General features: G+C 59.9%; 17 protein-coding genes. 7 read left to right on the top strand and 10 right to left on the bottom strand.

Annotation, left to right across the window (positions count from 1 at the left end; all coding sequences use genetic code 11):
• Positions 1-8: 8 nt before the first annotated feature.
• The 4 genes from CFA77_RS03810 to hppD are packed head-to-tail and all read right to left on the bottom strand — an operon-like array spanning position 9 to position 3020.
• Positions 9-1019 (bottom strand): fumarylacetoacetate hydrolase family protein, encoded by a 1011-nt coding sequence (locus CFA77_RS03810; protein WP_206992322.1) that lies wholly within the window; start codon positions 1017-1019, stop codon positions 9-11.
• Entirely contained in the window at positions 1016-1372 is a 357-nt protein-coding gene (locus CFA77_RS03805; RefSeq protein WP_206992321.1) for a hypothetical protein, read from the bottom strand. Before CFA77_RS03805 ends, CFA77_RS03810 begins: the two co-directional genes overlap by 4 nt.
• Entirely contained in the window at positions 1372-1923 is a 552-nt protein-coding gene (locus CFA77_RS03800) for a VOC family protein (protein WP_206992320.1), read from the bottom strand. Before CFA77_RS03800 ends, CFA77_RS03805 begins: the two co-directional genes overlap by 1 nt.
• Positions 1923-3020 carry a 4-hydroxyphenylpyruvate dioxygenase gene (hppD, locus tag CFA77_RS03795; RefSeq protein ID WP_206992319.1) on the bottom strand — a complete coding sequence of 366 codons (1098 nt, stop codon included), beginning with the start codon at positions 3018-3020 and terminating at the stop codon, positions 1923-1925. Before hppD ends, CFA77_RS03800 begins: the two co-directional genes overlap by 1 nt.
• A 92-nt stretch (positions 3021-3112) precedes the next feature.
• Between hppD and CFA77_RS03790 the strand changes: the two genes are divergently transcribed.
• Positions 3113-3580 carry a MarR family winged helix-turn-helix transcriptional regulator gene (locus tag CFA77_RS03790; protein ID WP_206992318.1) on the top strand — a complete coding sequence of 156 codons (468 nt, stop codon included), beginning with the start codon at positions 3113-3115 and terminating at the stop codon, positions 3578-3580.
• A gap of 3 nt (positions 3581-3583) precedes the next feature.
• Here the strand turns inward: CFA77_RS03790 and CFA77_RS03785 are convergent, their stop codons facing one another.
• The 3 genes from CFA77_RS03785 to CFA77_RS03775 all read right to left on the bottom strand — a co-directional run bounded on the left by CFA77_RS03785 (position 3584) and on the right by CFA77_RS03775 (position 7210).
• Positions 3584-5398, bottom strand: coding sequence for an SLC13 family permease (locus CFA77_RS03785; protein ID WP_206992317.1), 1815 nt, complete (start codon positions 5396-5398; stop codon positions 3584-3586).
• Positions 5399-5489: 91 nt separating this feature from the next.
• Complete coding sequence (locus tag CFA77_RS03780; protein WP_242517475.1) at positions 5490-6470, bottom strand: alpha/beta fold hydrolase; 981 nt, start codon at positions 6468-6470, stop codon at positions 5490-5492.
• Positions 6470-7210, bottom strand: coding sequence for a DUF4197 domain-containing protein (locus tag CFA77_RS03775; protein ID WP_034815961.1), 741 nt, complete (start codon positions 7208-7210; stop codon positions 6470-6472). The genes CFA77_RS03780 and CFA77_RS03775 overlap by 1 nt, the downstream gene beginning before the upstream one ends.
• 181 nt (positions 7211-7391) lie before the next feature.
• Between CFA77_RS03775 and CFA77_RS03770 the strand changes: the two genes are divergently transcribed.
• The 5 genes from CFA77_RS03770 (at position 7392) to CFA77_RS03750 (ending at position 11766) form a co-directional block, all read left to right on the top strand.
• Positions 7392-7754, top strand: a complete 363-nt coding sequence (locus tag CFA77_RS03770) for a BlaI/MecI/CopY family transcriptional regulator (RefSeq protein WP_034815959.1) — start codon at positions 7392-7394, stop codon at positions 7752-7754.
• Complete coding sequence (locus CFA77_RS03765; RefSeq protein ID WP_206992316.1) at positions 7751-9733, top strand: M56 family metallopeptidase; 1983 nt, start codon at positions 7751-7753, stop codon at positions 9731-9733. The genes CFA77_RS03770 and CFA77_RS03765 overlap by 4 nt, the downstream gene beginning before the upstream one ends.
• Before the next feature lie 156 nt (positions 9734-9889).
• Complete coding sequence (locus CFA77_RS03760) at positions 9890-10336, top strand: hypothetical protein (RefSeq protein WP_206992315.1); 447 nt, start codon at positions 9890-9892, stop codon at positions 10334-10336.
• A gap of 10 nt (positions 10337-10346) precedes the next feature.
• A complete protein-coding gene (gene kdsB / locus CFA77_RS03755; RefSeq protein WP_206992314.1) occupies positions 10347-11156 on the top strand; it encodes a 3-deoxy-manno-octulosonate cytidylyltransferase in 810 nt (269 codons plus the stop codon).
• Between the two features lie 7 nt (positions 11157-11163).
• Entirely contained in the window at positions 11164-11766 is a 603-nt protein-coding gene (locus tag CFA77_RS03750) for a histidine phosphatase family protein (protein ID WP_206992313.1), read from the top strand.
• Here CFA77_RS03750 and CFA77_RS03745 read toward each other — a convergent pair.
• Together CFA77_RS03745 and pepN are read right to left on the bottom strand one after the other, a co-directional pair.
• Positions 11763-14147 (bottom strand): ATP-binding protein, encoded by a 2385-nt coding sequence (locus tag CFA77_RS03745; protein ID WP_206992312.1) that lies wholly within the window; start codon positions 14145-14147, stop codon positions 11763-11765. The two genes, CFA77_RS03750 and CFA77_RS03745, sit on opposite strands and share 4 nt — an antisense overlap.
• Positions 14148-14268: 121 nt before the next feature.
• Positions 14269-16845 carry an aminopeptidase N gene (gene pepN / locus CFA77_RS03740; RefSeq protein WP_206992311.1) on the bottom strand — a complete coding sequence of 859 codons (2577 nt, stop codon included), beginning with the start codon at positions 16843-16845 and terminating at the stop codon, positions 14269-14271.
• 109 nt (positions 16846-16954) lie between these two features.
• Between pepN and CFA77_RS03735 the strand changes: the two genes are divergently transcribed.
• Positions 16955-17347 (top strand): VanZ family protein, encoded by a 393-nt coding sequence (locus tag CFA77_RS03735; RefSeq protein WP_206992310.1) that lies wholly within the window; start codon positions 16955-16957, stop codon positions 17345-17347.
• On the opposite strand, the gene CFA77_RS03730 is transcribed toward CFA77_RS03735, so the two are convergent.
• The gene (locus tag CFA77_RS03730; RefSeq protein WP_206992309.1) at positions 17324-17917 is read right to left on the bottom strand and encodes a hypothetical protein; all 594 of its coding nucleotides are present in this window, start codon (positions 17915-17917) and stop codon (positions 17324-17326) included. The two genes, CFA77_RS03735 and CFA77_RS03730, sit on opposite strands and share 24 nt — an antisense overlap.
• Between the last annotated feature and the right edge of the window lie 115 nt (positions 17918-18032).

The following is an 18032-nucleotide window of genomic DNA, read 5'->3' as shown; positions in this document are numbered from 1 at the left end:
CAGACGTTCTAGACCTGCTCGACGGTTTGTTCAATCGCTCCGAAGATCGAATGGCCCGATTTGTCGAACATCTCGATCCGAACCGTATCACCGGGGGACATGAAGGGTGTCTTGAAGTCGCCGGTGGCGATCTTCTCGATCATGCGGATTTCGGCGATGCAGGAATAGCCGAGACCACCCTCGCTGACAGGTTTTCCGGGGCCACCATCGGCGCCCTTGTTGGACACCGTACCGGAACCGATCACCGTGCCAGCCGTCAAGGGCCGTGTTTTGGCCGCATGTGCCACCAGACGCGCAAGGCTGAAAGTGGCGTCTTCTGCGGCCTCGGCGCGGCCGAAAGGCTCGCCATTATAGTCCACGCGCAGCGGCAGGTGCACGAGGCTGTCTTTCCATGCGTCGCCCAGTTCGTCCGGCGTCACCGCAACCGGCGAGAACGCGCTCGGTGGCTTGGACTGGAAGAAGCCGAAGCCCTTGGCCAGTTCGCCGGGGATCAGCCCGCGCAGGGACACGTCATTGCACAGCATGACCAGCTTGATGTGACCGGCGGCATCGTCTTCGCTTACGCCCAACGGCACGTCGTCGGTGATGACCGCAATCTCCCCTTCCATGTCACAGCCCCATGCCATGTCACCCAGCGGAATTGCATCGCGCGGGCCCAGAAAGGCATCAGAGCCGCCCTGATACATCAGCGGATCATCATAAAAGCTTTCCGGCACTTCCGCGCCGCGCGCCTTGCGCACCAGTTCGACGTGATTGATATAGGCCGACCCGTCCGCCCACTGATAGGCACGCGGCAGCGGGCTTTCGCAATCATGCTCGTGGAAACGTGCGGTCGGCACAGAGCCAAGCTCCACCTGCTCGGCCAGCTGTTGCAGTTTCGGGGCGTAGACGTCCCATTTGTCGAGCGCCGCCTGCAGCGTCGGCGCAATGCCGGCCGCATCCGTGTAGCGAGTCAGATCCTTCGAAACGACGACAAGGCGGCCATCACGGGCGCCATTCTTCAGTGTAGCGATTTTCATGTATCGGGCCCCAGAGTTTGTCCAATGAATAAGTCAGGTATCAATCGAATGGTAGTTACGTATTCGCTTTCTTCGTCCTTCAGAATCAGAAATCCTTTTCCATCCTTGATCTCAGCATAACTGCCGGTCTGATGCGCCGACGTCATGTTTAGTACTTCCTTGTCAGCGACGAATAGGGAAAACTCGAACTCACCAGAGGCTGGCAAAAGAACAAATTTGATTGAGTGATCGCCGAACGTTTTCGAATATTCGGAGTAGGAAACAAGCCAGCGCTCGTTGGGGTACTGCCTTAAGGCTGGAGCTCCAAAAATCTCTTCGAGTACCGCCTCCTCAAACCCTTTCTTCAGCCTCATCAGCTCTCTTCCGCGATCTTCTCATGCAGCCAGGCCGCATGCCTCGGCGCTTTCTTTGTCGCGCTCCACTCGTCGATCATAGGCTGGGCAACGTCTTTCAACTGCTTCATCTGCTCTGGTGTGCCGATGTCGGCAGCGAGTTCGATGCGGTGGCCGTTGGGGTCGAAGAAGTAGATCGACTTGAAGATGCCGTGATGCGTCGGGCCCAGCACGTCGAGCCCCATGCCTTCAAGGTGTGCCTTGGTTTCCATCAACTCGTCCAGAGAACCGACGCGGAACGCGATATGCTGCACCCATTGCGGTGTGTTCCGGTCACGGTCCATATCCGGCTGGGTCGGCAACTCAAAGAAAGCGAGCACATTGCCATTTCCGGCATCCAGGAAGACATGCATGTACGGATCATGCGCGCCGGTCGACGGCACCTTGTCCTCGGCGATGGCCAACTGGAAATCCATGCCCAGCGCATCGCGATAGAACTCCACCGTCTCCTTCGCATCCTTGCAGCGATAGGCAACGTGATGAACGCCTTTCAGGGGGGCGGGAGCAGTCATTACGCGTCCTCCTTTTCCTCGACCTTCAATGCACCTCGCTGGATTTGGTCACGTTCCATGCTTTCGAACAAGGCCTTGAAATTGCCTTCGCCAAAGCCGTCCTTGTAATCGCCCTTGCGCTGGATGAACTCGAAGAAGACCGGGCCGATCTGCGCTTGCGCAAAGATCTGCATCAGCAGGCGCGGTTCGCCGCCCTCGGTCGTTCCGTCCAGCAGCAGGCCGCGGGCCTTCAGGCCCTCAACGTCTTCGCCATGCCCTGGCAGGCGCTCATCCAGCATTTCGTAATACGTCGCTGGCGGCGCGGTCATGAAGGGCACGCCGCGCTCTTTCAGGCGGTCATAGCAGGCATAGAGATCATCACAGATCAGCGCGATATGCTGGATGCCTTCGCCATTGTATTCGCGCAGGAATTCCTCGATCTGGCCCTTGCCGCCCTCGCCTTCCTCGTTCAGCGGAATGCGGATCTTGCCGTCCGGCGCCGTCAGCGCCTTGGAGGTCAGGCCGGTATATTCGCCCTTGATGTCAAAATAGCGGATTTCCTGGAAGTTGAAGAGCTTCTCATAGAAATCTGCCCAATATTTCATCCGGCCACCATAAACATTGTGCGTCAGGTGATCGATCAGCTTGAAGCCGGCGCCAACAGGATTCTTGTCCACACCCGGCAGGTATTCAAAGTCGATGTCATAGATATCGAGATCGTCGCCATAGCGGTCGATCAGGTAGATGATGGAATTGCCGATGCCACGAATGCCTGGAATGTGCAATTCGCTGGGGCCGGTGTTCACATTTACCGGCTCAGCGCCCTGTGCCAGCAAATGCTGGTAGGCCTTGCGGGCATCGCGCACGCGAAAGCCCATGCCGCAGGCGGATGGGCCATGCTCACGGGCGAAATACCATGCCGCGGATTTGGGCTCGTAATTGGTGATGAGGTTGATACCACCCTGGCGCCACAGCTCGACATCCTTGGTCCGGTGGCGGGCAATCTTTGTGAAGCCGATCAGCTCGAACACCGCTTCCAGATGGCCTTTTTCAGGCGCGGAAAATTCGATGAACTCGAAACCGTCGAGGCCGGCGGGATTTTCAAACAGGTCTGCCATGGTGCGCTCCAGTCGTAATTCCGGGGGGTCAAAACTATTAGTTTCATATGTAACTATTTGACAGGCGGAACGCAACCCTGAATCAGTAAACCATGCCTGATATTGAAAACGTTTCTTTGCTTCGCCTGCGCGAATTCCTGCCCTACCGCCTGTCGGTCCTGTCGAATACGATCTCGACGCGGATCGCGAGCTTGTATGACCGCGAATTCGGTCTCTCGATCTGGCAGTGGCGGGTCATGGCCGTGACCGGCGACCGGCCCGGCATCAGTGCCACCGAAATCGGCCAGCTGACCGCCATGGACAAGGTCGCGGTCAGCCGCGCCATCGCTGCCATGATCCAGATGGGCTATCTGGAGCGCAAGACGTCAGAGACCGATGGTCGGCGCTCCCAGCTCTTCCTGACGCCGGCTGGCCGCGATGTGTACGAACTCATCGTACCGATGGCGCTCGGCGCGGAACAGGAATTGGCCAGCAGCCTGACGGAGGAGGAGCAGAAACAGCTCGAACGCCTGATGGGCAAACTCGCCGATGCCGCCTCCCCTGACCGCCCGCTCTGGTAATGCTCAGGCCAGCGGCCAGAACATCGGGATGACGATCATGGACGCCGCGAACATGACGAGGTTCAGCGGCACTCCGATCTTCAGGAAGTCCGAGAATTTGTACCCGCCCGCACTGTAGACCAGTGTATTGGTCTGGTAGCCGATGGGGGTGGCAAAGCTCGCGCTGGCGGCGAACATCACGGCGACAACGAATGGGCGTGGATCAATGCCCAGCTGACTTCCCAACCCAATGGCGATGGGCGTCAGCAGGATCGCGGCAGCATTATTGCTCATGATCTCGGTCAGGAAGGATGTGATGAGGTAGAGCACCGCCAACACGGCCAGCGGCCCCATCCCGCCCGTCAGTCCGGCAAGATGCCCGACCAGCAGGCTGGCCGCACCGGTTTTCTCCATTGCCGTGCCAAGTGCCAGCATGCCGAAGATCAGCATCAGGATGTCCCAGCGGATCGCGCGATAGGCTTCCTGATGGTCCAGGCATCCAAGCGCAACGACGGATGTTGCCGCAATCAGCGCGAGCGCCGAGATCGGCAGCACGCCCAGCGCAGCCAGCCCCATCACCGACACCAGCGCGACAATCGCGATGGGTGCCTTGCCCCGTCTCATGGCGCGCTCGGTCGTCTCGGTAAGATTGTTGAGAATGCCATCATCAAACAATTGGCGCATGCCCCGTGCTGGACCCTCCAACAGGACCGTGTCGCCCACGTCGAAGCGGATGTCGTCTGTATTGGTGACATTCTCCCCGCGCCGGTGGATCGCCAGCACGTAGACACCATAGAGGCGCGCCAGGCCGAGCCCATTCAGCGACCGGCCGGTCAACCGCGATTGCGGCCCGATCACGCCTTCCATGATGACGGTCTCGCTGGTCTGGATCGGTTCAAAGGCAGGCCGCGCATCGGAGGCCGACGCACCAATGGCGATGCTGCCTGCCTCCTTCAGTGTCAGGACTTCTGAGACCGGTGTACGCAAGACGATCCGGTCTCCGGCCTGGATCGACAGGTCGCGCAAATCCGCCCTCAGCGACAGCCCCTCCCGGAAGACATCAATCACCTTGAATCCCTTCTCTGCAGAAAACCCGGTTTCGGAAACCGTCTTTCCGATCAGCGGCGACCCCAAAGGGATCAATATCTGAGCCAGAAATCGCCGGTCCTTCGCATTCGGCAACATGTCCACCAGCGATTCCCGCGTCGGCAACAGGAAGGGCGAAGTCAATGCGAGATAGGCAGCCCCGACCAGCGCGAGGATCACCCCGGCGCCTGTGATCTCGAACACGCCGAACGGGGCCAGCCCCGCCTCCTGCGCGACGCCATCCACAAGGATGTTGGTCGAGGTGCCGATCAGCGTCGTCGTACCGCCAAAGATCGCCGCGAAGGAAAGCGGAATCAGCAGTTTTGACGGCGCCACGCCGATCGTCCGCGCGAGTTGGATCACCACAGGGATCAGCACCACGACGATTGGCGTATTGTTCATGAGGGCGGACAGGATCATCACGCCCAGCATCATGGCCAGCATTGCCACTACTGGCGACGCCCGGCTGGCGAGTCGCGAGACCAGCCGTCCAGCCGCATCAATCACTCCGGTTCGCTCCAGCGCCGCCGACAACACGAACATGGCCGCAATCGTGATCGGCGCGGAATTCGAAAAGACCGAAAGTGCCTCAGGCACCGACAAAATACCCGTGAGCAACAATGCGCCCATCGCCAGCAGAGCGACGACATCCGCCGGCAGGACTTCCCTCACGAAACCGAAAAACACGATCCCCACCAGCAACAGCACGATGGCAATCTCTACCCCCGGCAGGGACAGAATATCAGCGGGCATGGGGTCAGCTCCAATGGCAACCCCGCATCCTTACACGACCGCGAATTGTTCCACTACTGAGCTTTTCTAAATCCAGCCGATATGGCCAGCCCTATCTGGACCCGCGCCGCCGCACTTTCAGCGACCGTTCCACAAAGGCATCTTCCTCAAGCGTGAACCGCTCGACGAGGCGCGCAAGGAAGGCCGACAGTTGGTCGCGCACTTCATAAGGCGCTTCCATCGGCAGGAAGTGGGTCGTGCCGCGCACCGCCTTCATCATCATGGCGGGATAGGACAGGATCAATCGCGCGCGCACCTTGTCGCTGATCACGGAATCCCGGGTCGGCCTCAGAATGGTCATCGGGATATGGTGTTTCTTTACGCGGCGCAGGGCACCCCAAGGCCGGTTGCGCTGGGCGGCAAAGGTCGCTGCTTCCCATTTCGGCTCACACAGCAGACGCCAGGTCTGCTCATCGCTATCAGCAGAATTGTGGTCGGTGCGTTCAATACCATCCAGCAGGTAATCTGCCAGAAAGGGCTCGCGCCATGATTTGAATGCGCCGCGACCTGTATAGGACTCAAGCGCCTCACGGAACGATCCGAACTTGGCGCGACGTTTCTTGGCCTGACGGGCCATGGCATTGCGCCGCAGAAGGAATGAAATAGGCGACAGCATATGCTGCCAGAAATAAACCGATTTCGACATGATTACCGGGTCGGCCAGTACGAGGCCTTTGACGAGATCGGGTCGCTTGCCTGCCACCAACAGGGCCACGCACCCGCCCATGGAGTGCCCGCCCAGGATCACGCCCTGTGGCGCTTCTTTCTCCAACCATTCGATCACATCGTCGCGGTGGCGTTTCCAGGATTTCATGCGGCCGGGTTTGGCCTGCAATGTGGAACGACCATGCCCCCGCATGTCGAGCGCCGCCACACGCTGGCGAAGCCCGAGGGGCGCCAGCAATGACTGATAGGTCATTCCATTGAATCCGGTCGCATGCAGCCATACCGCAGAGAAGGGCTTGATTGGGTCACCGAATTCAATGCCGGCCATCTCTCCGCCGGCTTTGGCCTCATACGTAAATCGACGCATCAGCCCCTCGATCCAAAGACGCGCCGCAACAGATCGGTCGTCCGAGCCACAGGATTCTCACGGATCTTCTTCTCCTCTGCAGCCACGTAGTGGAACATGCCATCCAGTCCCAGTGTGACCGCGTGATTGGTCAAGTCATTTTGCAGGCTGGAGGTGACTCCCCCGACGCCATAGCTATTGGCGACCTGCTCAAGTGACGTGAATGCACCCGCCTGTGCAAGCGACGTTTTGACATAGGGTGTGAATGACGCACGCAGCTGGCTCTCGGTCTTCTCGCGCAGGTAGTCTGTCGCCGCTGTGTCGCCGCCATTCAGGATGCGTACAGCATCCTCAATCGTGATCTGGCGGATCGCTCCTATGACCAGCGTCTTTGCCTCCGGCACAGCTGCCTCCGCCGCCCGGTTCATACGCAATTCCAGGTCATCCAGTGGACCGCTCGCCCCGACGCGCGACAGGCCGGATTGGATATCCCGATAGGTTTTCGGAAGCGGAATACGAATTTCCGAATCTCCGAAATAGCCATTGGTCTGGCCCAGTTGCGCTGCCACGATGTTGGTGCCCACTGTGAGCGCTTCGCGGAGACCGGCATCAATTTCGGCCTGGCTGAGCGCACCGCCCTGCCCTGTTTGCTGGCCAATCACCTCGCCCAGAACCCGCCCCAGATCACCAGAGCTGCCCGTGGTCGCGCAGCCCACCGGCACCGTCAGCAGCGCCATAGCTGCGATCATCATTGGTCTCATGGCCGTCTCCTCCAGTTTTCTCCAGATGACCGTACTCGACGCCGTGACTGAATAGAAGCCACACGAGGATGTATTGCTGCAGCGCCAGCTCACCTTACGAACGTGTCATGGAAAATTTGTTGACCACGTATGTAGTCATGTCATACGACTACGCTTGTAGTCCAGAGAGGGGTTCTACACTATGAAGATTTCCGATGCAGAACTCGACGTGATGAGCGTGCTTTGGGCGCGGCCGGGCCTTGCTGCCTCGGATGTCCACGACGCGCTGGGCACCGAAAAGGACTGGACCAGCCGCACCGTCAAGACCTTGCTGGCCCGCCTTGTGGAGAAGGGCGCGCTAAGCACTGAGGAAGATGGCCGACGTTATCTCTACTATCCCCTCGTCGAGGAAGGCACCTACAAGGCCGGGGCCGCTCGCCAGTTCGTCGACCAGGTCTTTTCCGGTCGCGCAGCCCCCCTCGTGGCGCACCTTGCTGATACGCGCGGTCTTACGGCCGATGACATCGCAGAACTTGAAAAGCTTCTAGGGGAGTTGAAGAAATGATTTTTGACCTGAACAGCCTCAACTTCACCTATGGCGTACAGACCGTGATTGCGGTGTCTGTCCTGATCGCGCTCATTCTGTTTGCGCGCAAGCATGTTGCCCGGCAGTTCGGCGCGGGTGTCGCCTATGCGCTCTGGGCAATTCCGCTGGCCCGGCTTGTCCTGCCTCCCCTTTCCATGCCCACGCCGCTGGCCGGGTTCTTTGAGATGTTCCAGTCTCAATCACCTGCGGCGGCTGGGACGGCAGATGCTGCACCTGCATTCGTTCGCTCACCTGAACCCGTAGGATCCGCAGCCAACGCCGTCTGGGCTCCGCCAGCAACCGGTCCTGAGGCTTCGAGCCCCCTGTTCGAAGTGGCTCATGGTCCTGCGGCCTTCCCGGAACTGTCCGAGCCTGTTTTGGGCGGACTCCTTCTTGGAACCGTGTTGGCCGTGTGGGCTGGCGGAGCCATCTACATGCTTGCCCGCAGTTCGTTTGCACACCACAGTTTCATGCAGACCCTGCGCCGCGAAGAGATGCCTGCCTCGCCCGAGCTCGCCAGCCTTGCCGACGATGTGGCCCGGCAGATCGGCCTGAAGCGCACTCCGCAGATTTCCACCAGCTTCATTTCATCTGGCCCGCTGGTCTCCGGCCTCTTTCGCCCGACTGTTCTGCTACCGGCCTGGTTCGAGGAAGACTATACCGTGTCCCAGCAACGGGCAGCGTTGGCGCACGAGCTGACGCATATCAAGCGCGGCGACCTCTGGGCCTTGCAGATGTCGGAAATCTTCGTTTCTGCACTCTGGTTCAATCCGCTGGCCTATATTGCACGACGCGCCTTCCGCACCGACCAGGAAGCAGCCTGCGACAGCGATGTGCTGAAATCCGGAGCGTCCTCCCCTCACGCCTATGGTGAGACATTGTTGAAGGCCGTTCAGCTTGCCCTGCCGGAACGCCTGACCGCCGCGGCCAGCCTGCCCCTGACTCACGCCCTGAAGGAAAGAATGATCCGCATGACCACACCCAGCCCCTCCCGCTCGCGGCGTCTGCTCGGCGCAGGTGTTTCCGGACTTCTTGGCAGCGCGGCCCTCATGTCGTCAGCCTTCGTAGCCACCGCCTGTGCCTCTGCCGAAGCCGATGAAAAGGTCGATATGGCCGAACTCGCGGGCGGAGAACCCGACAACATCAACCCAGTTCCCCAGCATCGCAGTTTGCACTTCAAGGATGGCACATTGTTCATCGATGGCGACAAGGTCGAGGACCGGCAGGTCGTCATCATCGGCGATCCTTTCTCGGTCGATGCGATGACGCCGGAACTTGAGCGGGAAATTGAAATCCTGACATCAAAGATCGAAGCTGAAACGGCCGAAATCGAAACTCTGGTGGCCTCCATGCCGCACATCGAACTCGCCTTCGAAGGCTTTGACGAAGAGCTGAACCGGAAGATGGAGATGGCCTTCAGCTTCACCGACGAAACCATGCCGAAATCCGAAGCCGAGTGGGAAGCCTGGGCAGAGAAGGTCGAGGCACAGGCCGAGGAATGGGAAGCCCATGCCGAAGCGATTGCCGAGCGCGCCGAAGCTCATGCAGACGCCTGGGAAACCCGCTTTGAACCCCAGATGGACGCCCTTGAGGCTCGCATCGAAGCCCATGCCGATGCGCTCGAACGCAAGATCGAGATCGCCTATGGCGAGGAGTTTGAGGATGAAATGGAGCATACCCATATCGTACTGACCGATCTGGTCGAGCAATGCCGCGACGCCAATCTGGCAGAGGGCGAGACCCGGATCCTCGAAAAGAGCAGTAGCCAGGACAAGACCAGGGACGTGAAGATCGCCTGCATCAAGGGCGACAAGGACACGCTGAAAGCCAAGGCGACGATCAAATCCGTGATGAAGAGCGACAAGCTCGACGCCGCCGAAAAGAAGGCCTTCAAGAAGCAGGTCAACGGTTCGTCCAGCCACACGATCACGATTGAAACCGACACGACAGACGAATAACGGGTCCCGCTCGCGCATTGCACGGAATGCATAGGCGGAGTCCCCCGGCGCAGGTCCCATTGCGTCGGGGGCTTTTTTTGCGAATGAGTCCCGCGCTTTGCGGTAATGGGATCGGCGTCTAGGGTGGCCCCCTGAATCGCGCTCCGGAGGATTTCCATGATACGCCTGCTCGCCACAATGGCCATTGCCACCTGCCCGCTCGCTGCCTGTGTCACAGCGCCTGAGCCCTGCACGCAGGAATGGGTCGAATACAAGACCGACCGTATCCTCGGCGAGTTCGCTTCCGAAAATCGTGGTCTGATCAACGACCTGCGGCGCATTACTGATAGCGAGGGCGAACTCAACACATTCGCCACGATGCGGCTGATGTCGCGGACAGACGACCTTCAGAACTTTGCTGACAGCTTCCAGAATGTCGTCATCCCTGAACTGGAACTGGCCCTGGTGGAATGTGGGCAGAGCGATCAGTTCGCCCCTGCACTGACGGGCTTCCTGCGCGATGAAGGTGTGGACGAAGAGGCCTTGCAGTGGGTCGCGCCGATCATCGGCCTCATGCAACAAATGCGCGAAGATGATGTAGGCAACCCGCCGCGAGCCATGTAAGAGCGCGGCCATGAAAACGCTGATCGTTGTCCCCGCCCGCTATGGATCCACCCGGTTCCCCGGCAAGCCGCTGGTCGAGATCGCCGGCCGCACCATGGTGAGCCGGGTGGCCGCGATGGCTTCGCGTGCCGCCGCTGAACTGGATGATGCTGCAAGTGTCGTGGCCACCGATGACGAGCGCATCGCCAGCCATTGCCGGGACCTCGGCATTGAGGTCGTCATGACCGATCCGAACGTCCCGTCCGGCACGGATCGTGCCCTCGCCGCCGTCGACGCGATGGGGGTCACGCCAAACGTTGTCGTCAACCTGCAGGGCGACTCGCCCTTTACCCCACCCGCACATGTTGTCGCCGTCGCCGAAGCCGCCGCCAGTTCCGGCGCCGATGCCGCCACGCCCTATGTCCGCCTGACCTGGCAGGCGCTCGACGACTTCCGCGCGCACAAGAAAACCACCCCCTTCTCCGGCACAACGCTGGCGCATGACGCCGCTGGGCGCGCGCTCTGGTTTTCCAAGAATTTGATCCCCGCCATCCGCAAGGAAGACGCGCTGCGCCAGCAAGGCGACATGTCTCCGGTCTGCCGCCATATTGGCCTCTATGCCTATCGCCTCCCCGCGCTGCGCAAATATGTCACCCTGCCGGAAGGCCATTATGAAAAGCTCGAAGGTCTCGAACAGCTGCGCTTCCTCGAGAACGGCATGAGCGTGCAATGTGTCGAAGTCGAGCCGGACACAATCGCTATTCCCGGCATTGATGCACCGGAAGACGTGGCCCTCGCCGAGCGCCTGATCGCAACCCATGGCGACCCGCTGAAGGACTGACCGGACCATGGCAAGACTGATCATCGTCCGGCACGGAAACACGTTCGACAAGGGCGACACGGTCACCCGTGTGGGCGGACGCACCGACCTTCCCCTGTCCGCATCCGGACTGGCACAGGCTGACGCGCTCGCCCATCATTTCGCGGACACCCGATTTGTCGCCGCTTTCTGCTCTCCGCTGATGCGTACGCGGCAAACTGCGCGGGCCATGATCGGCATGCGCACCGGTTCCCCTGCCCTGATCGTGCTGCCCTTCCTGACGGAGGTCGAGTACGGCCCGGACGAAAACCAGCCGGAAGAAAAGGTCGTGGCACGGATTGGCGAAGCAGCGCTCGAAGCCTGGGAGCGTGATGCCACGCCGCCGGAGGGCTGGCTCGTGGATGCGGACGCGCTCCGCGAGGGCTGGCGCAGCCTGCTGGAGCGCGCAGCCGGGCTCGGCGCAGAAGACACGGCACTGATCGTCACCTCAAACGGCATCGCACGCTTCCTGCCAGATGTCGTGGATGTTCAGCCAGACGATCTCGACCGCAAATTGAAGACCGGGGCATGGGGCGTTGTCGAGGTCGACGGCGCCACGTCGTGCATCACCAGCTGGAACCTGCGTCCCTAGGCGACGTCCCGCGCATTGGTCTCATCGACGAGTTCGCGTGCGCCGGAGATCGGCAAGGTAAATGCCACCGTCGTGCCCTCCCCTTCGATGGAGGACAGGATCATCCGCCCCCCATGCATTTCCGCAAATGATTTCGTCAGTGCAAGGCCAAGCCCTGTGCCTTCGTAATTGCGGTCCTTGGTGCCGGAGACTTGCTCGAACGGCGTCGCGAGGCGCGGCAGGTCTTCAGCCGGGATACCAATACCGGTATCGGTCACGCCGACATAGATTTCCGGTCCGCGCTGCTCGACCGCGACCGTGATCTTGCCGCCAGCATCGGTGAACTTGATCGCATTCGATACGAGGTTCAGCACCATTTGGCGGATCGCCCGATGGTCGGCATCAATCTCAGGCATGTTGGGCTGGGCATCCAGCACCATCTCGATTTCCTTGTCCTCTGCCTTGCGACGGATCATGCGCACAGCCGCGTCGACCGGGTCCACAGGATCAATGGGCTGCGGGTCGATTGTCATCTTGCCAGCCTCGATCTTCGCCATGTCGAGAATATCGTTGATCATGTCCAGCAAGTGTTGGCCCGAAGTCAGGATGTCCTGCGCATAGCCCTTGTAACGCTCGTCCCCCATCGGGCCGTAAAGTTCATTCGACAGGATTTCGGAAAAGCCATTGATCGCATTCAACGGCGTGCGCAACTCATGGCTCATATTCGCCAGGAAGGCTGATTTGGTGTGTGCCGCATGTTCGGCCTTGGCCTTCTCCTCGGAATATTTCCGAGACAGTTCGCGCTCGCGCCCTTCAGACCGTTCAAGGTCCAGGGCGGTCTTGTGCATCTTGGCTTTTTGCTTCCTCAGCTCTTCCTCATTGCGGACATTCTCTGTGACATCCACGCCAACCGAGATCAGTCCACCATCAAGCGTGGGACGTTCCACCAGCTTGATCCAGCGCTCGGTGTTGAGCTCCAGCAAGGTCGTCTGCGGATCTTCCAAAGAGGGGTGCTCTGAACGCAAGGCTCCTGCCCGCGCAATGTTCACCGTGTGATGCGCCATACCCGGCCGCAAGGTTTCCTCGAGCTGGAGGTCGGAGGCAAAGGCCCGGTTCCAATAGAGCAGACGCTTGCGATTGTCCCACAGGGCGAAAGGACCATTGAAGCCTTCGATAGCCGTACGCAGTCGGCGTTCGGCCGCCTTGATCCGGTCCTCGGCCTGCTTGCGCTCGGTAATATCCAGCAGTACGCCGCCATAGACATTCGCCCCGGTCTCGGCATGAGGCGTCACACTGCCACGCAATTCCATCCAGCGGGCCGGTTGGAAACTGGTCACGAAACTGGTCTGCACCCAGCCGTCCTTGTAGCCTTTGCGAAAGGCGTCCTGAACCCGCTTCTGATGCTCAGGGTGTACCTGCGGCAGCATTTCATCAATCGTGATCTCGCCATCGCCCAGCATGCCCATCAACTCGGATGCCGCATCGCTGAGATAAACCGCGCTGGAATCGTCTGACCACTCCCAATAGCCTGCACGCACACCCAGCATGACCGGGCTCATGAACCGGTCGGATTCGATCTCCTGCGCGCGTTCAACGAACGTGACTTCAGGCTCTCGCGAGAGCTGGTTCATCAGTCCGAGAATGACCAGCATGGGCGCTGCCAGCAGCAGACCAAAAATCAGGAGCCGTATAAAATCGTCCAGCGTGAACAGCGGCGTGGCCTGACTGGTGCACACCTGCAAAGCACTGCCGCCCACCGGCGCGCACCCTGTCGCGGCGCGGTCGAGCAAGCCGAGGGCGCGAAACTTCGTGGCAGGTAACATGCCCGCTGTGCCGGGAAGGATCGTCCCGGCACTGAGATGCTTGTCGGTGACGAAAATGCCGGTACCTGCCCGGCTTGCCGGCAACCATGTGCCCGCCGGGGCAAGCGCCAAGATGATTTCGCCATCCGGGGCCGTGGTAGCCACGACAATGTCACCCTGCCCCGACAGACCGATCCGATGCCCTCCGGCCAGCATGGCTTCTGCAACCGGCACAGCCGCCAGCAGACGGCTGCCCTGAGGTGCCAGGCGGGCCTCCTGCAGAGAAACGACCACATCGACACCTGGCGTAGCGGAGGCGACTGCCGAGCGGGACGCGCCTGCATCGGCAATCAGCCGCATCGCCATTTCAGCTGTGCCGGCATGACCGGATAGCCGCGCTGCGATGGTCGAAGAGTTGGCTTCAAGCGCACCCAGAAGCGTGGAGTCGGCCGTCTGGCGCTCTTCCCAGGCCTTCAGGCCAAGTGCGCCTGCCAGCAACAGGATAATCGCAATGATCGTCCATTTCAGCCGCCGGTCATCGCGACTGGGGACTCCCGCAGCGACAGTATCCGTTTGCGGAGGGATAACCGACTTGGACAAGGTGCTTCCTGTGCCGATTCCTTAGAAAAACAAGGGCTCAGCTTTGGTTTTCTATCGTAATCCTTGCCCAATTCTTAACAAAGGTACAGATTTCGTTAACCCAGAAAACGGGTTCCGCCGCCTAGCTCAGCGCGCGGGACACGATATCTGCAGAATTCTTTGACAAATCAGCAGCTTGCAGACGGCGGAGGCAGGCTTCTGCCTCTGCCTTCGCCTTCGGCTCCAGAATGCGCCACTGTTCAAACGCAGTCAGCAGACGGGCACCGAGCGCAGGGTTTACCTTGTCGGCCTTAAGGATAATGCCTTCGATGACTTCATATCCAGAGCCGTCCGGCGCGTGAAACCCGGACAGATTCTGCATTGCAAAAGCCGCCGCGACCGAGCGGACGCGATTGGGGTTGCCCATGTCGAAGTCCGGATGCGCCGCCAGTTTTGAAACGGTTGCGGCATCACCGGTACCCGCCTGTACGCCAAACCATTTGTCCATGACCAGCGGGTTGGATTTCCACGTCCTCTCGAAATCGGCCAGTGCAGTCTCCCGCGCCGCGCCTTCCAGCCCTGCCAGGCCGCGCAACGCAGCGAGCTTCTCGGTCATGTTGGTGGCGGCGTTATAGAGACCCAGAAGGCGCTCACCCGCTTCGTCGTGGCCTGATGCTGCCAACAGGTTGATCAATGCCGTGCGCAGGGCGCGTTCACCCGCCTGCTCTGCTCCCGGATCATAAGGTTCCGGGGAAGACTTGGCGAGAATGTCATCCACAAAATCGGAGAGTTTGCTGTAGAGGGCTGCCTGCAATTTCTTGCGCGCGGTGTTCAACGCCACAGGGTCAGCCGGCTGACGTTCCTGGAACAGTTCACCCACATCCGGCAGGCGTGTCAGGAGCGACGCGAAGGCCGGGTCGTCCACCGCGCCGCGAATAGCCACAGCCATCGCTTCGACAAGCGCATCATCCGGCTCTGCCTGCGATCCTTCGGACAGGGCCAAAATTTCTTGCTTGGCGAGGTTCTGCACACTGTCCCATTGATTGAACGGGTCCGTTTCCAGTCGGATCATCGCGAGTTGGTCATCGCGGCTGAGCGCTCGCTTGATGCGTACCGGCGCGGTAAAGTCGCGATTGATCGACACCAGAGGGCGTTCAGATCCTTCCGGCAGGTCGAAGGTCATGGTCAGTTCTTCATCTTCCAGAAGCGTGATCCATTCAGCCATGTTGCCTTCATCGTCGATCAACGCCATTTCCATCGGGATCAGCATCGGCTTCTTGGCTGGTTGGCCGGGTGTTGCTGGCGTCTTCTGTTTCAGCGTGACAGCAATCTCGCGCGTTTCCGGATTCCAGCTTTCTTCCATCGTGATTTCTGGCGTTCCGGCTTGCGAATACCAGAGTCGGAACTGAGTGAAGTCCTGCTCGCTGACTTCTTCGAAACAGGCATAAAAATCCTCGATGGTGACAGCCTGTCCATCATGACGGTCGAAATAGAGGTCCATGCCTTTGCGATAGGTTTCCTCACCGAGCATCCGGCGCAGCATGCCAATTATCTCCGCGCCCTTTTCATAGACCGTGGCCGTGTAGAGATTATCGATGGCCCCATAGGTGGTCGGGCGCACCGGGTGCGCCAATGGGCCGGCATCCTCGGCAAACTGGCGTGCGCGCAAGCGGATGACGTCCTTTATCCGCTGCACTGGGCGCGAGCGCATGTCGGCAGAAAAATTCTGATCACGGAAAACCGTCAGGCCTTCCTTGAGGCACAACTGGAACCAGTCTCGACACGTGATCCGGTTGCCAGTCCAGTTGTGGAAATATTCATGGGCGACGATGCTTTCGATGGCCTCGAAATCTGCGTCGGTCGCGGTGTCTTCGTCAGCCAGCACATAGGCCGAGTTGAAGATGTTCAGACCTTTGTTCTCCATGGCGCCGAAATTGAAGTCGCGCACAGCCACGATATTGAACACGCCGAGATCATACTCCCGGCCATAGGTCTCCTCATCCCATTTCATTGAGCGTTTGAGGCTGTCCATGGCCCAGGCCGCACGATCCGCATCGCCCTTGTCGACATGAATTGCCAGATCGATGGTCTTGCCGCTCATGGTGGTGAACTGATCAGAGTAGACATCATAATCGCCAGCGCAGAGCGCAAAGAGATAGGCCGGCTTCTTGTGCGGATCATCCCATACCGCAAAGTGACGACCATCATCCACATCGCCTGCCTCGCCCGGCGTACCGTTCGACAGCAGGATGGGATAGGTCGCCTTGTCGGCCGTCATGCGCACGGTGAAGCGGCTCATCACATCCGGACGGTCGGGATAAAACGTAATGCGACGGAATCCGATGGCTTCGCACTGGGTGCAGAAACGGCCGCCTGACATATAGAGACCCGACAGCGCAGTGTTCTTTGAGGGCGCGATCTCAACTTCGGTAACCAGCGTAAACGCGTCTGGCACCTCTGCCAGCGTCAGTCCGGTCTCCGTCAGCTGGTAGGCATCATCCGGCACTGCAACGCCATCAATTGCGATCGACTTCAACTCCAGCGCTTCGCCGTCAAGCTCCAGGGGCGCGTTCGCGTCACCTGTCCGGCGGACCTTCAGATCGGCGCGCACCCGCGTCGCATCCGGATGAAGGTCAAACCTCAGATCCACCTGCTCGATTTCGAAGGGATAGGACGAATAATCCGACAATTGAACGGCAATGGGGGCTTCAGTGCGCATGTTTTCTCCGGCAAACAGGATTTCAGTCTTTCAGTTAGGGAGTCTGGCTGGCAACGTCGAGGGCTAGCGCCCATGCGTCTGCAGATATCAACCCGAATGGCGAGGCCTGATGCGCGCACTTCTGTCTCATCCCCTCATCCGCAGTCTGGCGGGGCTTGCCGCAATCGGACTGGCGATCATTATCGCAGTCTATTCCCTTGTCCCGGTCAGTGAGGCCCCTGCTCCGCAATTGTCGGACAAGATCAAACACTTTGCAGCCTACGCCGCCCTAGCCGCGTCGCTCTCGGTGGCGTTCGGGGTGGGCCCACGCCCGGCTGCTTTGGCGTTCAGCATATCAGGCTTGTTCGGTATCGGGCTTGAGATTGCGCAAATGCTTGGCGAGGCCGGACGCGAGGGGTCCAGCCTTGACGTTGCGGCCAATCTGGGCGGCGCGCTGGTCGGAGTTCTTGTTGTCGGGGTACTTGGTCGACAGGGGCGGCTATTCAGCCGCGACCGTCGCTGAATCTGCCTCAGCCGCGTCATCCAGCTGATAGACAAAGCGCAGGATCGATGCGCAACGCTGGGCGACCTGCTTGAGTTCGGACGGGCAGTCATCCGGTTTTTCCTGACAGAAGTCCGCGATCTGACGTACGGTCTGCAACAAGTCCGGCGTGCAGGCGATCATGCGGGCCTGATGCTCGATACGTTGCGGGTCGCGATCATATTCGCCGCCCGTGACGCGCCAACCGCCCTGGTCATCTTCATCCGTCACAACCACGGGATAGGTCCCGACATCACTGATGCCGAGGCCACCAATACTGGCCCGCCATTTCGCGCGGCGGCGAGCGATATGCCAGTGCTCCAGCAGGGAATCGTCGTCATCCGGGCGCAGGACATGCGAATCCCTCGCCAAGCTCTCTTCAGCCGCCAGTTCATGAGACTGGAAACTGCGTCCCAATCCGCACTCATAGGTCACGCGGAGCGGTTCATCCACGTCCTTGACCCAATGCGGCACGACTTTTTCGATCAGCGCCCACGTTCCGACGGGCTTCACGAAGACGCGCTGCGATTTGTGAAATAACGCCTTGGCCATCAGTTGCTCCCGAATTCAGACGTGATTTTTGCCATCTGGGCCTTTCAACGCAGTGAAACCGATCGATGAAATTTGACCTACCGGCACGATTTCCCACCAAAAGTGGATTTTCGCG

This window comes from Hyphomonas sp. KY3 (genome assembly GCF_017309975.1).
In the GTDB taxonomy this organism is placed as follows: domain Bacteria; phylum Pseudomonadota; class Alphaproteobacteria; order Caulobacterales; family Hyphomonadaceae; genus Hyphomonas.
This window is presented reverse-complemented; position numbering and strand designations above follow the sequence as displayed.

Bases quoted from the DNA above. Each gene is read 5' to 3' on its own strand.
- CFA77_RS03810 (WP_206992322.1), bottom strand. From the start codon at position 1,019: ATGAAAATCGCTACACTGAAGAATGGCGCCCGTGATGGCCGCCTTGTC.
- CFA77_RS03805 (WP_206992321.1), bottom strand. From the start codon at position 1,372: ATGAGGCTGAAGAAAGGGTTTGAGGAGGCGGTACTCGAAGAGATTTTT.
- CFA77_RS03800 (WP_206992320.1), bottom strand. From the start codon at position 1,923: ATGACTGCTCCCGCCCCCCTGAAAGGCGTTCATCACGTTGCCTATCGC.
- hppD (WP_206992319.1), bottom strand. From the start codon at position 3,020: ATGGCAGACCTGTTTGAAAATCCCGCCGGCCTCGACGGTTTCGAGTTC.
- CFA77_RS03790 (WP_206992318.1), top strand. From the start codon at position 3,113: ATGCCTGATATTGAAAACGTTTCTTTGCTTCGCCTGCGCGAATTCCTG.
- CFA77_RS03785 (WP_206992317.1), bottom strand. From the start codon at position 5,398: ATGCCCGCTGATATTCTGTCCCTGCCGGGGGTAGAGATTGCCATCGTG.
- CFA77_RS03780 (WP_242517475.1), bottom strand. From the start codon at position 6,470: ATGCGTCGATTTACGTATGAGGCCAAAGCCGGCGGAGAGATGGCCGGC.
- CFA77_RS03775 (WP_034815961.1), bottom strand. From the start codon at position 7,210: ATGAGACCAATGATGATCGCAGCTATGGCGCTGCTGACGGTGCCGGTG.
- CFA77_RS03770 (WP_034815959.1), top strand. From the start codon at position 7,392: ATGAAGATTTCCGATGCAGAACTCGACGTGATGAGCGTGCTTTGGGCG.
- CFA77_RS03765 (WP_206992316.1), top strand. From the start codon at position 7,751: ATGATTTTTGACCTGAACAGCCTCAACTTCACCTATGGCGTACAGACC.
- CFA77_RS03760 (WP_206992315.1), top strand. From the start codon at position 9,890: ATGATACGCCTGCTCGCCACAATGGCCATTGCCACCTGCCCGCTCGCT.
- kdsB (WP_206992314.1), top strand. From the start codon at position 10,347: ATGAAAACGCTGATCGTTGTCCCCGCCCGCTATGGATCCACCCGGTTC.
- CFA77_RS03750 (WP_206992313.1), top strand. From the start codon at position 11,164: ATGGCAAGACTGATCATCGTCCGGCACGGAAACACGTTCGACAAGGGC.
- pepN (WP_206992311.1), bottom strand. From the start codon at position 16,845: ATGCGCACTGAAGCCCCCATTGCCGTTCAATTGTCGGATTATTCGTCC.
- CFA77_RS03735 (WP_206992310.1), top strand. From the start codon at position 16,955: ATGCGCGCACTTCTGTCTCATCCCCTCATCCGCAGTCTGGCGGGGCTT.
- CFA77_RS03730 (WP_206992309.1), bottom strand. From the start codon at position 17,917: ATGGCCAAGGCGTTATTTCACAAATCGCAGCGCGTCTTCGTGAAGCCC.